Here is a 15,562-nt window from a genome sequence, read left to right on the forward strand (position 1 = left end):
TTGTCGTTTTCCATGTCCCACGCTCTCGAATTCTACATCAATGGTCACTGGGTCGCTCCGCATGGCGCAACCCGCATTGATGTGATCAATCCCGCAAACGAGCAGCCCTGTGCCAGAATTGCCCTGGGCGATGACATCGATGTCGAGCGTGCCGTCTCTGCGGCCAAGGCGGCTTTCGCCGCATGGTCGGGTTCATCCCGTGAGGAGCGTCTGACTGTGCTCGAGCGTATCCTCGCCGTGTACAAGCGACGCAGCGAGAACATGGCGCAGGCGATCTCGCTTGAAATGGGGTCGCCAATTGCGCGGGCGCGTGACAGCCAGAGCTGGGCAGGGCTCGCGCATCTGGAAGAAATGATCAAGGTCCTGCGCGACTTCTCCTTCGAGGGGCCGGAGGGGGATGTCTACATCACGCGAGAGGCGGTAGGGGTGTGCGGCCTGATCACGCCGTGGAACTGGCCGATGAACCAGATCATGTGCAAGGTGGCTCCGGCGCTGGCAGCGGGCTGCACCATGGTGCTGAAGCCAAGCGAAGTGGCGCCCCTCAGTGCGCTGGTCTTTGCCGAGATCCTGCACGAAGCCGGGGTACCGGCTGGTGTCTTCAATCTCGTCAATGGAGACGGGCCGGGCGTCGGGGCCACACTGGCGGCGCATCCCGATATAGCCATGATCTCGATCACGGGGTCGACCCGAGCCGGGTCGGCTGTTGCAAAGCTCGCCGCCGATACGGTCAAGCGTGTGCATCAGGAACTGGGCGGTAAATCCGCCAATATCATCCTGCCCGATGCAGACCTGGCCGAGGCTGTGCAGCGTGGGGTGCGTGGCTGCCTGAGCAATTCCGGACAGTCCTGCGATGCACCGACCCGCATGCTTGTGCCGCGCGCACAAATGAAGGAAGCCATGGCGCTGGCCGCCCAGACGGTGTCCTCCCTGCGCATGGGCTCTCCCGCTGACGAGGATACCCAGCTGGGGCCGGTTGTCAGCAAGATCCAGTATGACCGCATCCAGGCCCTGATCGCCAGAGGGATCGATGACGGTGCGACGCTGGTGATCGGGGGACTGGGCAAACCGGAGGGGCTTGAAACCGGTTACTATGTCCGACCGACGGTCTTCGGGGAGGTCTCGCCCGATATGGCCATTGCACGTGAAGAGATCTTCGGGCCTGTGCTGTCGATCATCGCCTATGACGACGAGGAAGAGGCCGTCCATATCGCCAATGACACGGTGTATGGTCTGGCAGCCTATGTTCAGTCAGGCGATCTGGCCCATGCAAGAAAAGTGGCTCGCCGTCTGCGTGCGGGCAACGTGAACATCAACGGAGCGGACTGGACCGTTGCGGCGCCCTTTGGCGGCTTCGGCCAATCGGGAAATGGACGTGAATGCTCAATCTGGGGGCTGCACGATTTTCTCGAGATACGCGCGCTGATCGGTTATGGCGGCTGAGCCAGTCATGGGAGGGGCGAACATGAACCCCAGTCTCTATGCGGTCAGACCCGGTACACTGGGGCTCACGTCTCTCAACGGTGCGACAAGGGCCTCGGTGGCGGTTATCGGGGCGGGTCTGACAGGCATTTCTGCGGCCCTGCATCTGGCCGAATCAGGGCATGATGTCGTGGTTCTCGATGCTCATGAGGTGGGATGGGGGGCATCGGGTCGTAATGGCGGCCAGATCAACCCCGGTCTCAAGACCACGCCAGAGCAGGTCATGCAGGATTTCGGCCCCGAGCGTGGTGATGTGCTCGTCCGACGCGCCTGGGGCGCTCCGGATCTGGTTTTCGACCTCGCGGCGCGTCACGAGATTGCCTGCAACGCGGTACGGGGGGGAACGATACGGGCGGCGACGGCTGAGAGCCAGATGGCTCCGCTCGAGGCGCTCGCCCGGCAATGTCAGGCTCTCGGCAATCCGGCCACGGTCCTCTCGAGAGAGGCAATCGCCCTGCGGAGCGGCACGACGCTCTACCACGGCGGTATGATCGATCCGATGGGTGGTCAGCTCGATCCGCTGGCTTATACGCGCGGTCTGGCCCGCGCGGCATTGAAGGCTGGAGCGACGATATATGAGCATTCAGCAGTCACTGCCCTTGAACGCGATGGGGAGGAATGGCGCCTGAGCACGCCGGGCGGCACGGTCAGAGCCAGGCAGGTCATCTGCGCGACGAATGGCTATTCCGGACATGTCACGGGCAGGCTTCGTCGTTCGATCATTCCGGTCTTCAGTGCCATCGTGGCCAGCGCTCCCCTTCCTCAGAATCTGCGTGAAACCCTGCTGACCCGGCGTGAGTCGCTTTACGAGCTGGGAGAAATCACCACCTATTATCGGGTCGATGCTGAAGGACGGCTGCTGATGGGCGGGCGTTCGGCCTCGCATGAACTGCGAGGCGCTGCGGCTTTTCCCTATCTGATTGCCCGCGCAGAGAAACTCTGGCCTGCCATTGCCGGACAGAAGTGGGAAGCCGGGTGGAATGGCCAGCTTGCCCTGACGATGGACCATTACCCCCATCTGCATCGGCCTGAGCCGGGGCTGATTGCCTGTCTGGGCTATAATGGCCGTGGCGTGGCAATGGCCACGCTTATGGGGCTCAATCTTGCAGAGATGGCGCAGGGTGGGGCGTCGCTCTTCCCGGAGACCCGCATCAGGCCGATCCCGTTCCATTTCGCCTGGAAAGCGGGCGTGCTGGCCGGTATCGCCAAAGGGCGGATCAGGGACAGGCTGCGCCGTTAGCGGCGCAGCCCGCCATGACCCCTGATGAACTCAGGATACGAAAACGCTTGCCGGGTACCCTTGGGCAAAAAGATGCGCGCGCAGGGTCGAATGATTGACCTGCATATCGATCATCTGACGCACTTTCGGCTTGCCCTTATAGGCAATGCCCAGACCGGCCACGGCGAGCATGGGCAGATCATTGGTCCCATCGCCCGTGGTGAGAGCGGCTGAGGCTTTCACACCACGCTCCTCGAGAAGGCGGTTGAGATGCTCTTCCTTGCTGTCGGGGCCCAGAACGGGGGCAGCCAGCTTGCCGGTGAAGATACCGTCCACAATCTCGAATTCATTGCCGTAATGCTCGGCAAAACCGCATTGTTCGGCCACGCGACTCGTGAAATAGGTGAAGCCCCCCGAAACGAGCGCCGTGCGCGCGTTATGCGCATTCATGGTCTGGACCAGTGTGCGTGCGCCCGTGTTCAGGGTCGAGTTCTGCCATACCTCCTCAAGGCAGGCGGCAGATTTACCTTCGAGGAGAGCCACACGGGTACGCAGGGAGTCCTCGAAATCCAGCTTTCCGTTCATCGTATCGAGGGTGAGTTGGGCGACATCGTCACCTACGCCCAGCAGAGAGGCGACCTCATCGAGGGTCTCACCGTTCAGGATAGTGCTGTCCATATCGGCCACCAGCACGGCCTTGCGGCGACCGCGTGTCTTGACCAGCAGGGCATCCACCTTATGACGGGCCAGTGTTGCGCGGATGGTGGCAATGGTGGGTGCGCCGGGTGCAGGAGCAGGGCAGGGAATCTCGACGGCTTCGCCCGAGGAGAGAACGACAGGATTCTTGCCCTTGACCATGTTCCGCGCAATGTCGATGGCATCTTTGGACAGGGTGCCCTGTGCAGGGTCGGCAACGAGAACGAGAACGTAAGGTAAGGTCATCTTGGCCCATCAGGTAGAAACGCTTGGGACAACAAGACAGAATGGCTGACGCTCCGATTGCCCTGGCCCCTATGGCCCTTATTGTGGCGGGACCGACCTGTTCCGGCAAGTCGGCGCTGGCGCTGGGTCTGGCCGAGCGCTTTCGTGGCACCGTGATCAATGCCGATTCCATGCAGGTCTATGCCGATCTGCATGTGCTGACAGCACGCCCCGATGCACAGGACGAGGCACGCGCGCCGCATCGACTCTATGGCGTGCTCGACGCTGCACAGCCGGGCAGTGTGGCCTGGTGGCGCGAGGTTGCGTTGCAGGAAATGGAAGCGGCTCGTGCCCAAGGGCGACTCCCAATCCTGTGTGGCGGCACGGGGATGTATCTGCGCGCGCTGCTGGAGGGGCTGGTCGAGGTCCCTGATCCCGGCGACGCCGCGCGCGACTGGGCGCGCGCGCTCGTGGGTGAACAGGGCAGCGAGTCCGCTCATGCGCTTCTGATGCGCGATGACCCGGAGACGGCATGCACGTTGAAACCCGGCGACGGACAGCGCGTGGCGCGTGCGCTGGAGGTGCTGCACGGCACCGGGCACGGGCTGTTGTACTGGCGTACCCGGCCCGGGCTGCCACCGGCCTCGTTTCGCTTTGTCTCCGTCAGGCTTCATCCGCCGCGCGAGGCATTGCGCGAGGCGATCGCAGAGCGGTTCTCACGCATGATGGCGCTTGGAGCAATGGACGAGGTCAAACGCCTTGTGGCGCGGGACCTTTCACCGTCTCTTCCTGCCATGCGTGCCCATGGTGTGCCCGAACTGAGCGCCGTTCTTGCCGGAACCATGTCAGAGGCAGAAGCGATACGCCGTGCGGTCATTGCCACGGGGCAGTACACACGACGCCAGGCGACGTGGTTCAACCACCATGCGCTGGGCGCAGAGCAGGATTGCATGATTTCCTTGCAAAGATATAACGAGAGTACGCAATTTTCGAAAAGAGAATTCGAAAATATCGCAACTTTCATACAATCCGCCATTGACGAATCCTCGCCACCGTCATAAACCCGCCCGCTCAATGAAAGGGGTGCGCTCACATGAACGCGTCAACACAGCAGACCGGAAAAACTTCGACAGCGCCGCTCAATGGTGCCGAGGTGCTCCTGCGCGTGCTTGTGGAGCAGGGTGTCGAGGTCATTTTCGGCTATCCCGGCGGCGCGGTGCTGCCCATCTATGATGCGCTGTTCAAGCAGGATCATATCCGCCACGTTCTGGTGCGCCATGAGCAGGCCGCCGTTCATGCGGCAGAGGCCTATGCGCGCTCGACCGGTAAGGTGGGCGTGGTGCTGGTCACCAGCGGCCCTGGAGCCACCAATGCTGTGACCGGTCTGGTCGACGCGCTCATGGATTCCATCCCGCTCATCTGCCTGTGCGGTCAGGTGCCGACGGCGCTGATTGGTAATGACGCGTTTCAGGAAGCCGATACGACGGGCATCACGCGTCCTGCCACCAAGCACAACTACCTTGTGCGTCGCGGACAGGATCTGGCGCCGATCGTGCGTGAGGCGTTCGAGGTGGCTGCTGGCGGTCGCCCTGGCCCCGTTCTGATCGATCTGCCCAAGGATATTTCGGTCGGCAACGCGCCTTTGCCCGCACCGGGTGAGGGCCGCCTGCATCGCCCCTATCGTCCGAATCTCGATGCGGATGGCGAGGCGATCCGTCAGACCATTGCGGCCATGAAGCGCGCCAAGCGCCCGCTTCTCTATACGGGCGGCGGCGTGATCAATGCGGGCCCCAAGGCTGCGGAAGGTCTGCGGGAGCTGGCGCGCCGTACCAATTTCCCGGTCACGTCGACGCTGATGGGTCTGGGCGCTTTCCCGACGACCGACCGTCAGTTTCTGGGCATGCTGGGTATGCACGGCAGTTACGAGGCCAATCTGGCCACGCATGGCTGCGACCTGCTGATCGCGCTCGGCTCGCGCTTTGATGACCGCGTGACCGGGCGTGTGGATGCGTTCTCGCCCAATTCGTTCAAGGTCCATGCCGATATCGACCCCTCGCAGATCAACAAGATTATTCGCGTGGATGTGCCGCTGGTTGGTGATGTCGGCCGCACGATCGAGGCGCTTCTGGCCGCCTGGGATGGCGAAGGGCAGGATCTGAGCCCCTGGTGGGCGCAGATCGAGGGCTGGCGCGCGCTGGATTCTTTCGGCTTTGTGCAGGATCAGGCCCCGAGCGCCATCATCCGCCCGCAATATGCCATTCGCCGTCTCTATGAAGCCACGCAGGCTCTGGGTCGCGACACATTCGTGAGCACGGAAGTCGGCCAGCACCAGATGTGGGCGGCGCAGCACTTCCAGTTCGACAAGCCCAATCGCTGGCTGACCTCTGGCGGTCTCGGCACCATGGGCTACGGCCTGCCTGCGGCGGTCGGCGCCCAGGTGGCGCATCCCGATGCGCTGGTGATCGATATTGCCGGTGAAGCGTCGACGCTCATGAATATTCAGGAGCTCGGCACGATGGCGCAGTATCGCCTGCCGGTGAAGCTGTTCATCCTGAACAACCGCTATATGGGCATGGTGCGTCAGTGGCAGGAATTGCTGCATGGCTCGCGCTACTCACAATCCTATAGCGAGGCGCTACCTGATTTCATTCGTCTGGCGGAAGCGTTTCACGGCAAGGGGCTGCGCGCCACCTGCGTGGGTGAGCTGGATGGCGTGATTGACGAGATGCTGCGCCATAACGGCCCGGTCGTGGCGGATATCTGTGTGGCGCAGGATGAAAACTGCTTCCCGATGATTCCGTCGGGCGCCCCGCATAACGAGATGCTGCTTGGCCCCGATCAGGAGTCCAATGCAGCCCGGATTACACAAGAAGGCATGATGCTGGTCTGATGGCACAGGATATCCAGAGAGCCGTCATTGCGGTTCTGATCGAAAACGAGAGCGGTGCCCTGGCCCGCGTCGTCGGTCTGTTTTCAGGACGTGGCTATAATATCGAAAGCCTTACCGTCTCTGCCATCGATGCCTCGCGCAATCTGTCGCGCATCACCATCGTGACGTCTGGCACCGAGATGGTGATCGCCCAGATCAAGGCGCAGCTCGATCGTCTCATCCCGGTGCATGGGGTGCGCGATCTGACCGAGAGCGGTCCGCATGTGGCGCGCGAGCTGGCCCTGATCAAGGTGGTCAGCAAGGGCGAGATGCGTACCGAGGGTATGCGTATTGCCCAGGCGTTCCGCGCCCATGCTGTCGATACGACGGCAGGGTCTTTCGTTTTTGAACTGACGGGAAGTGCCGAGAAAATCGATGCTTTCGTCGAATTGATGCAACCGCTTGGTCTTGCGGAAGTGTCCCGGACCGGAATCGCCGCTATAGGCCGTGGTACCGAAGTCTTTCAATCCATCGAGGAGTCTTTCTGATGCGCGTCTATTACGATCGTGACTGTGATCTGGGCCTGATCAAGGGCAAGAAAGTTGCCATCATCGGTTACGGCAGCCAGGGCCATGCCCATGCCAACAACCTGAAGGATAGCGGCGTGACCGATATGGTCATCGGCCTGCGTCCTGAGTCCTCGGCTGTTGCCAAGGCAGAAGGCGCTGGCTTCAAGGTCATGAACCCCGCCGATGCCGCTGCATGGGCCGATGTCGTGATGGTCCTGACGCCTGACGAAGGCCAGGGCGCGCTTTACAAGGACTCGCTCGAGAAGAACCTGAAGCATGGCGCGGCGCTCGTCTTCGCTCACGGTCTGTCGATCCATTTCCGCATCATCGAAGCCCGCCCCGATCTGGACGTGTTCCTTGTGGCACCGAAGGGCCCCGGTCACACGGTCCGCTCCGAGTACCAGAAGGGTGGCGGCGTGCCGTCGCTCGTGGCTGTTGCCCAGAACGCAACAGGTCAGGCGCTTGAAATCGCCCTGTCCTACGCTTCGGCCAATGGCGGCGGCCGCGCAGGCATCATCGAGACCAGCTTCAAGGAAGAGGTCGAAACCGATCTGTTCGGTGAGCAGGCTGTGCTTTGCGGTGGTCTCGTGGAGCTGATCCGCGCCGGTTTCGAAACGCTCGTCGAGGGCGGCTATGCGCCTGAAATGGCGTATTTCGAGTGCCTGCACGAAATGAAGCTAATCGTGGATCTGATCTACGAAGGCGGCATTGCGAACATGAACTACTCGATCTCGAACACGGCTGAATACGGTGAATATGTCACCGGCCCGCGTATCGTGACGGCTGAAACCAAGGCCGAGATGAAGCGCGTTCTGACCGATATTCAGGACGGCACCTTCGTGCGTAACTTCATTCTGGAAAACCAGTCGGGCGGCGTCGGCTTCAAGGCTATCCGCGCGCGCAACGACGTTCACCAGATCGAAAAGACCGGCGAAAAACTGCGTGGCATGATGCCCTGGATTGCCAAGGGCAAGCTGGTCGACAAGGCCAAGAACTGAGTTCTTTTCCCTTTCGGAAGAAAGCACAGGAAAAGGGGGCCTTGGCCCCCTTTTTTATTACCTGGCGGGAATATGCGTCGCAGAAGCTCAGATAATGCCTGGCTATCGCAACGCCGTCGTACGGCGTTCGATGTGGGGATCATGTTCTGCTGAAACCGTGGACGTCCCGGCGTTGAGCAAATAGTGTTTTGTGGTGAGCCAGGGTTTGAGCATCGCGTTAGTCCTGCCCTTATCCTCCCCGGACCATTCAGAAACGCGCGATCAGCGCGACGCCAGCGATCATCAGCACGGCACCTGCGATACGATAGGGGTTGAGGCTGTGCACCTCCATGCGCAGCAGCCCGAAATGATCGATCAGCAGGCTGGTCACGAGATTGGCCGTAATCGTCAGGCCGTTGACCGGGCCCGCCCCCAGTTTCTGAATCAGGAGCAGCCCTGCGAAAACAGCCACGGCCCCCGTAATGCCCCCAAGCGGCGCCCACCAGGGCATTGCGGCAAGATCACCCGCGCTGGGAAGCGGGCGCGGCATGCAGGCAAACAGGGCGATGGAGAGAAACAGCACCAGCAGGAACGAGACCGACGTCGCAAGCCACGGATTGACGAGGGATTTCGCCAATGCCCCGTTCATGGTGGCGCCCAGCGCCTGAAGCGCACCGGCAACGAGGATGAAAGGAAGAGCCCAGCCGTTCGACATGCACACGGTCCTCCAGCGACGCCGGAATGATTGTTTCTCAGGGATAAGGGCGCTCCTCCAGGGAGAACGTCACAACAATCCCGACCGCTAACGTTACCCGCGAGAAAAGGCTGCCTCTTCTCGCGAATATCTATTGAGACGAATCATCAGGCAGGGCTCTCAGTGTCTGGCGGTAAAACATGCTGTGCTCGAGGCGAAATCGTAAGAGACGTTCCCATAGAGCAGCAGGTTGGCTGTAAGGGACATTTTGGAGTCGGCGCGAGCATAGGGTGCCAGGATTTTCTGCACCTTATCGTGTAGCCTTACCCCGTAGAGCGATGTATCGATCGGGGTCTCGACTGCTCGGTAGAAACCCAGACCGTGCGTCGTATCGCCAGCCGTTGGGCCTGATTGTGCCAACTCTGCAGGGGTGAAATGGGGCGTGACCGTGAAAAACGCTGTTCCACCCTGTAAGCCCGTAGAGAAGGCACTCCACTGCGGGCTATGATGTGAGACAAGCGGAAAGACGAGGCTTAGGGCCGTACCGTCCATGTTCATCGATAGATGGATGGGGGTTGTACAGCGATAGGGTGCGCTGCCGCCAAAATCCAGGGCATTTCGCGAAAGCGTCGCGTGCGGGAGTTGCCTCAGGAACCCCATACCCAACGTCAGGAAATCGGATTTTGTGACCTTGAAGATGACGTTATGGAAAGTGCTTTTATCGAGAGTGATCGTATCGGCCATGACATAGCGTGCGGCTGTCTTTCGACCCATCGTATCGACTGAAGTGTCGATGTGACCTATCTCGCGATAATGGCCAGCATTGAACATTTCCATGGGCATGGCACCAATGAAACTGCCTGTTCCTAATTGAAAGTTCATCGGCGCTCCGTTGAGCGTGCCTTTGATATGGGGATAGACGCCTGGTTGCCCGACGAATCTGGACGGAGTACTGAACTCTACATGGTTTTCGGGAGCGATATCGGCCGATTGCTCGGGGATGTCTGCAACCGGAATGCTCGGTTCAAGAACATCCAGATCGCTGAATACCAGACCGGGTATGTTGAGCGCCTGCCGAACAGGAACGACGTAGTGATTACGCACCGAGTCGATGGCTCTGATCCAGCCGGTCATGTCGCCCTCAAGGATTTTGTTCCCTGCTTCAAGGACATCGGCAAAATAGGCCAGTGTCTCGACGTCATACGGAACACCCATGTCTCGTACAGACTTTTTGAGTAATTCGGTGTCAGAAACAGCATCGCGAACACTGCCTGTCATTCTGTCTACGACGATCAGGGCCAGTAGTCCGAAAAAGGGGCTACCTTTCTTTAAGGCAGCGCGGGGCGCTGACTGATCGCCGGTAGCCATGCCTTCGATGATACCATTGCTGTCACCAAGTCCAATCGACGCTGTACCGTTGCTGTGCTCAACCAGGAGGTTCTTGAAATATGGTGAAACTCGTTGCGTCTGTGCGCTCGCGGAGTGAGTAGACAGAGTGAGGAGTATGGTAGAGATGCTCGATATGTATCTCAAGCGCGACGAGAGGTGCATGGTTTTCCATTTTCTTTCGAGGTAGAGCTGACACGTTTGGGAAGAAAGCTCTGCTCGTGCAACTATATCAGCGAGATTATTATCTTTCACAGTTTAATGAGTATTTAATTTTTATTTCTTAAAGTGAATAGAGACTCAAATGGCACGCAGGCTGCATCGGTCTTCCGCGTCACCCTTATGCTGAGTGTATCCATCACCATGCAACATCACGGCCTTTGAAATCGCGGTAGATGAGTCCACTACCGGCTTGATGGGCGCTCAGGACGTCCACCACACCAGGAATCGTTTCCTCGATCGAGAAGCGTGCCTGCGCGCCACCCAGTGACGTACGCACCCAGCCCGGAGCAATGAGGGCGAGGGGGCGTGACCGGCCGATACGCGCGTCGTAACAGCGCATGAATTGGTTCAGTGCCGCCTTGCTGCCACGATAGAGTTCGCGCTGCCCGCCATTGTTATTGGTGACACTGCCCTGTCCCGAGGACATCACCCCTATCAGTCCTTGCGGGCTGACGAGACAATCCAGCGTCTCGATCACCCGCATGGGGGCAAGGGCATTGGTCAGCATGATCTGCATGAAATCCGAGGTGCTGACCTGACCGATGGGCTGATCGGGCTGGGCATTGGTTGTCCCCGCATTGATGAACAGCATGTCGAAGCGCTCGTCGGTGAGCGTCTGTCTGAGCGCTGCGATCTGGGTGTCGCAGGTGATGTCGAGCTTCTCAGTCACCAGGCAGTCAGGAAATCGCGTGGCCAGCTCGGCCAGCCCATCTTCGGGTGTACCGCGTCGTGTGGCGGTAACGCGCCAGCCGCGCATGAGAAAGGCCTCGGCCAGGGCAAGGCCAAGTCCACGAGACGCTCCCACGAGAAGCAGATGCGGGGGAGGCGGTGCAGACAGGGGTGTTTTCGTCATGGCGTGGTCCTTTGCCGAAGCAGGAAAAGCATGGACTTCAAGAGTGGAGGCTGGTCCATGATGGCGCCAGATGCATGAATTGCAGCATATCAATGCATCAAACGCTCTTCGTGGCGCTTGGCCAAAAAGGAGGGGGGTCATGATCCCGAAAGATCTCAATCTGCTCGTTGCTCTTGAGGCGCTGCTGAGAGAGGAGAGTGTGCTTGAGGCGGCTAAAGCGCTTGATCTGAGTCCGTCTGCCATGAGCCGGACCTTGGCCCGACTGCGAGTGGCGACAGGCGACGCGCTTCTGGTGCGGGCGGGGCGCAGCCTTGTGCCGACACCCCATGCCCTTCTGCTGCGTGATCAGGTGCGCGAGGTCACGGCTCGGGCCTCTGTGCTTCTCTCCCCCGCCGAGGAAACCTTCGCGCCCGAGACACTTGAGCGCGTCTTCATCCTGCGCACCAATGACGGATTTCTCGAAGCTTATGGAACAATCCTGACCGAAGCTTTGCTGGCAGAAGCGCCCTCGGTGACACTCGTTTTCCTGCCTCGTCGTGACAAGGGGGCTACTGCCCTGCGTGAGGGCAGGGTCGATCTGGAAATCGGGGTGATCGGGCCGGATGACTTCGGGCCGGAGATGCGTATGAAGCCGCTTTTTCATGATCGCTTTGCGGCCGTGGTGCGTGACGATCATCCTGTAGTCGCGGCGCCCCTCACACCAGAGCGTTTCGCAGCCTGTCGGCATGTCGTGACCTCCAGGCGTGGCGCTTTGCGGGGTCCTGTGGATGAGGCTCTTGAGGCCCTTGGGCTGCACCGTCGGGTCGCGGTTGTTGTGCCAGGCTTCGATGACGCTCTGCGCCTCGCGCAAGGGGGGGCGCTGGTGGCTTTGGTTCCGCGGTCCTGCCTGACGCGAGCTGGAACGAGTGGGCTGCGCGCTTTCGACCCGCCGGTTGAAACACCAGGAATCACTGTTAGCGCGCTGTGGCATCCGCGCCTGAATGCCGATCCCGCCCATCGGTGGTTGAGGGATAGGATCATCGCTCTGGTGCGCCAGAAAGCTGGTCCGGATGCCCTCCGATCATGACTGCCGCTTTCGCTGCAATGGCGTTGGGAGGCGGCGCCTTGAGCGCCAGGCCTTCTCGCTTATCTGCCAGGAAGGATTGCTCATGTTTCCGTGCCCGGACGGCATGAGATCACGGCCGATCCATGTCTGGCCAATGCGGGTAAGGGACCGCGACAGGACAGGTGAGGACCGGTTCGATTGATTTGGGGTTCCCCCGCCCATGGTCTATAACGCCTGCTTCTTCACATCGGGATGGCGTCGCGTGCTTGCAGAAAAAGTGACGGATGATTTGTTCTCGGCGCTCGATCGCCCGGACCTGCAAAGCCTGTCGGATAAGAGTGTCTTCAATCTCTCCCCGCGTCTGACCCAGGCTTTCACCGTTTCTGCCGACTCCATCACCCTGGGCGCTCTGGCCTTCGAGCGCCCGGATATGGCACCGACCCTTCTCCGTTACGCCCTTGAGTGGAGCTTCCTGCTGCAGGAACTGCCCGTGCGCGACAGACCGCTTGCGGCGATTGTCGCTGCCCGGGTGGCGGCGCGATTCCATCTCCTCGATTGTGAAACGCTCGCGCTCCCCGTCGAGCTGAGCTGGCTCGCGGAATTTTCTGGAGAACATCCGCCCTGCGCAGAGCGCGTCACCGCGCTCTGGCCTTTTCTCACGCAGTTCTGCTCCCAGGCATCGCTTTCTCCCGTCGAGCCTGCGCTGTTGCTCGCGCGGCTCGAGCCGCTCTGGCCGTGGCTTGCTCCCTCTGAGGAGCTGATGGCCGATGGTGGAGATGAGCGTCTTGTCATCGATCCCGCAACCGGGCTCAATCGGTACGGATGTTCGCACCGCCCGCGCCCATGGGCGGTGACCTTTTCTTCCTCTACAGCGTCGTCGCTTTCCGAACGCGGCTATCTGGGGGCGGAAACGGCACGACGGAAATTCCTGATCGAGGCGTTGAAAGGGGCATCGGCGCAGCAGGCCTGCGAGAGCGCCTGTCTCTCTGTGCGTGATGGTCTGGCGGCGCTATACGGGCTCGAAGGCCGCGATCATGTTGTGCTTGCTGCATCAGGGACGGATTGCGAACTGGCCGTACTGGCGATCGGGCTCAGGCGCGCTTGCGGAGCGCCGGTGGTCAATATTCTCATCGCGCCCGATGAGACAGGAAGTGGCGTGCCTCTGGCGGCCCAGGGGCGTCACTTCGCTTCTGGCACCGCGCTCGGTACACAGGCTGACAAGGCGGAGTTCCTGGCAGGCTTTCCCACGGCCACCCGGCTTGTGGGGATCGACATCCGCCACCCGGATGGCACACCACGCGATGAGTCGGAGCGCGATGATGCGATACGATGTTGCGTGTTGCAGGAACTCGCCCTCGGGCATCACGTCATTCTTCATCAACTCGATATGTCCAAAACCGGTCTCGTCGGCCCCCGTGCCGAACTGATAGACAGCCTCATGAAGGCTTATCCGGATCAGATCACAATCGTGGTCGATGCCTGTCAGGCCCGCCTCGCCCCCGAGCGCATCAACGCCCTCGTCCACAAGGGCATGCTTGTCATGACCACGGGCTCCAAGTTCCTGACCGGGCCTCCATTTTGCGGCGCGGTTCTCCTGCCGCGAACTGAACCCGCTGCCCTGGCCGGTTACACGCTTCCGGGCGGCCTTTCGGCCTATTTCAATCGATGCGACTGGCCCGCAACCCGCCTTCCCACGCCCCTGCGCCGTGGGGGCAATTTGGGGCTCGCCTTGCGTTGGAAAGCGGCCCTGGCTGAGAGCGCCGCCTTCACCTCTGTGACGCCCAAGCGCATCAGCGACATCCTGCGGCGCTTCGAGACCAATGCGCGTGACGTGATCGACCTCCACCCCGCCCTGACCCTGCTTCCGGTGCCGGCTCTTGAACGTTCAAATCTGGGCGGGCAGGAAGTCTGGGATGTGATTCCGACCGTTTTCTCCTTCCTCGTGCAGGATCCAAAAACGCCGGAAAAGCCACTGGCACTGGAAAAGGCGCGCGCACTGCATCGTTGGTTGAATAGCGACCTGTCACCCTGGATCGCGGCATCTCCGCTCGCTGAATTGCTCTGCCATCTGGGGCAGCCCGTGCCCGTGCCGCACCCGGCTCTGGGGGGCGAAAATGCCGGGGCGCTGCGTCTCTGCGCCGGGGCGCGACTGGTTTCGGGTGAGCCCTCCCATGCCGGCATGACCGACAAGGTGCGTCTCGCGCGGGAATTTGCCGATATGCGTCGCGTTTTCGACAAGCTTTCTCTCATCCTGCGGCACTGGGACCTGCTCGAAGCGGCTGGCCCTGTCCCGCGCTATGCGCCTCACTCTCATTTCTCGCGAAAGTCTCTGGTATCATGACCCAGCCGAATACGCCCCAATTCAATGATATCGGGGCGACCGCGCCCAAGGCGCACGGTCATTTCCTCGATTCCATGCAGTTACCCTCGGGTGTCACGCGGTTCTGGCTTATTCGTCATGCCATTGTGGAGGCAACCGCCCGGCTACGTGTCTACGGGTCTCTGGATGTCGAACTCTGTTCCGAGCATCTGGCTCTGCAGGTGCCCTATTACACGGCGCTCGGGCGCAGGCTTCCGGATGAAGCGAATTGGGTGGTCTCGCCCCTCAAGCGCGCGCAGGATACGGCAAAGGCTATTTTCGCAGCCGGGTACGGTGCCCGCACGTTGACCATCGAACCGCGCCTGACCGAGCAATCCATGGGGGAGTGGCATAACCTTCCTCATGAGGAACTGCCGATGAAGCTGCGTCAGACCGCCCATAATTTCTGGTCTCTCTCGGCATCGGAGCAGCCTCCGGGTGGGGAGAGCATGCTGGATGTGTGTGCGCGTGTCGGCCATGCGCTGGATGAAATGGCCGACCATCATGCGGGGCAGGATACGGTGGTGGTCAGCCATGGCGGGGCCATTCGCGCGGCGCTTTCGCATGCCTTGAATGTCCATCCTGATACAGGACTGCGCTTCTCCATCCAGAATCTGTCGCTTTCGATCATTGAGCGTATTAATGGTGTCTGGCGTGTGGTGACGGTCAATGAGCTTCCGACCGCGCCAAGCGTGGAATAAACGACAAGACCCCCGGGCGGGCAATTAGGAGGCAGGCCGTGACAAGGCGGCCAGCACTCTGTGACTTTTGCTTGTCGCACGCATCGACGGTGTAGGCCTTTTGGTGACGGTCAATGAGCTTCCGACCGCGCCAAGCGTAGAATAAGCGACAAGACTTCCGGGCGGGTAATTAGGAGACGGGTATGTACTGGGAGCGATTTGTGGGGGGCATGCCGGGGGCGCTGCACCATGCAAGGAGGGCCTGGCCGTCTATCGGTGATGGCAGGCC

At 60.7% G+C, this 15,562-nt stretch carries 13 protein-coding genes; 9 read left to right on the forward strand and 4 right to left on the reverse strand.

What is annotated here, in order from left to right; translation table 11 throughout:
* Positions 1-12 precede the first annotated feature (12 nt).
* Both AA0535_RS00185 and AA0535_RS00190 read left to right on the forward strand, forming a co-directional pair.
* On the forward strand, positions 13-1,440 hold the full coding sequence (locus AA0535_RS00185; protein ID WP_264813855.1) for an aldehyde dehydrogenase family protein: 1,428 nt from the start codon (positions 13-15) through the stop codon (positions 1,438-1,440).
* A 22-nt stretch (positions 1,441-1,462) separates the two neighbouring features.
* Complete coding sequence (locus AA0535_RS00190; protein ID WP_264813856.1) at positions 1,463-2,719, forward strand: NAD(P)/FAD-dependent oxidoreductase; 1,257 nt, start codon at positions 1,463-1,465, stop codon at positions 2,717-2,719.
* Positions 2,720-2,749: 30 nt separating this feature from the next.
* Here the strand turns inward: AA0535_RS00190 and serB are convergent, their stop codons facing one another.
* Positions 2,750-3,640, reverse strand: coding sequence for a phosphoserine phosphatase SerB (serB, locus tag AA0535_RS00195; RefSeq protein ID WP_264813857.1), 891 nt, complete (start codon positions 3,638-3,640; stop codon positions 2,750-2,752).
* A 41-nt stretch (positions 3,641-3,681) separates the two neighbouring features.
* Here serB and miaA point away from each other — a divergent pair, with 41 nt between their 5' ends.
* Genes miaA through ilvC form a run of 4 tightly spaced genes read left to right on the forward strand, consistent with a single transcriptional unit; the run spans position 3,682 to position 8,055 of the window.
* Entirely contained in the window at positions 3,682-4,680 is a 999-nt protein-coding gene (gene miaA / locus AA0535_RS00200) for a tRNA (adenosine(37)-N6)-dimethylallyltransferase MiaA (RefSeq protein ID WP_264813858.1), read from the forward strand.
* Positions 4,681-4,712: 32 nt separating this feature from the next.
* A complete protein-coding gene (gene ilvB, locus AA0535_RS00205; RefSeq protein WP_264813859.1) occupies positions 4,713-6,509 on the forward strand; it encodes a biosynthetic-type acetolactate synthase large subunit in 1,797 nt (598 codons plus the stop codon).
* Positions 6,509-7,036, forward strand: coding sequence for an acetolactate synthase small subunit (gene ilvN / locus AA0535_RS00210; protein ID WP_264813860.1), 528 nt, complete (start codon positions 6,509-6,511; stop codon positions 7,034-7,036). Before ilvB ends, ilvN begins: the two co-directional genes overlap by 1 nt.
* Positions 7,036-8,055, forward strand: a complete 1,020-nt coding sequence (ilvC, locus tag AA0535_RS00215; protein ID WP_264813861.1) for a ketol-acid reductoisomerase — start codon at positions 7,036-7,038, stop codon at positions 8,053-8,055. Before ilvN ends, ilvC begins: the two co-directional genes overlap by 1 nt.
* 247 nt (positions 8,056-8,302) lie before the next feature.
* Here the strand turns inward: ilvC and AA0535_RS00220 are convergent, their stop codons facing one another.
* From AA0535_RS00220 to AA0535_RS00230, 3 genes are all read right to left on the reverse strand, one after another.
* Complete coding sequence (locus AA0535_RS00220; protein ID WP_264813862.1) at positions 8,303-8,749, reverse strand: DMT family transporter; 447 nt, start codon at positions 8,747-8,749, stop codon at positions 8,303-8,305.
* Positions 8,750-8,908: 159 nt separating this feature from the next.
* Positions 8,909-10,096, reverse strand: coding sequence for an aspartyl protease family protein (locus tag AA0535_RS00225; protein ID WP_264813863.1), 1,188 nt, complete (start codon positions 10,094-10,096; stop codon positions 8,909-8,911).
* A gap of 376 nt (positions 10,097-10,472) precedes the next feature.
* Complete coding sequence (locus tag AA0535_RS00230) at positions 10,473-11,189, reverse strand: SDR family oxidoreductase (protein ID WP_264813864.1); 717 nt, start codon at positions 11,187-11,189, stop codon at positions 10,473-10,475.
* A 139-nt stretch (positions 11,190-11,328) separates the two neighbouring features.
* Between AA0535_RS00230 and AA0535_RS00235 the strand changes: the two genes are divergently transcribed.
* From AA0535_RS00235 to AA0535_RS00245, 3 genes are all read left to right on the forward strand, one after another.
* Positions 11,329-12,255 carry a LysR family transcriptional regulator gene (locus tag AA0535_RS00235; protein WP_264813865.1) on the forward strand — a complete coding sequence of 309 codons (927 nt, stop codon included), beginning with the start codon at positions 11,329-11,331 and terminating at the stop codon, positions 12,253-12,255.
* Positions 12,256-12,454: 199 nt separating this feature from the next.
* Complete coding sequence (locus AA0535_RS00240) at positions 12,455-14,575, forward strand: hypothetical protein (protein WP_264813866.1); 2,121 nt, start codon at positions 12,455-12,457, stop codon at positions 14,573-14,575.
* Positions 14,572-15,294, forward strand: coding sequence for a histidine phosphatase family protein (locus tag AA0535_RS00245; protein ID WP_264813867.1), 723 nt, complete (start codon positions 14,572-14,574; stop codon positions 15,292-15,294). Before AA0535_RS00240 ends, AA0535_RS00245 begins: the two co-directional genes overlap by 4 nt.
* Positions 15,295-15,562 lie beyond the last annotated feature (268 nt).

It is taken from the genome of Asaia krungthepensis NRIC 0535, from assembly GCF_025995175.1.
In the GTDB taxonomy this organism is placed as follows: Bacteria; Pseudomonadota; Alphaproteobacteria; order Acetobacterales; family Acetobacteraceae; genus Asaia; species Asaia krungthepensis.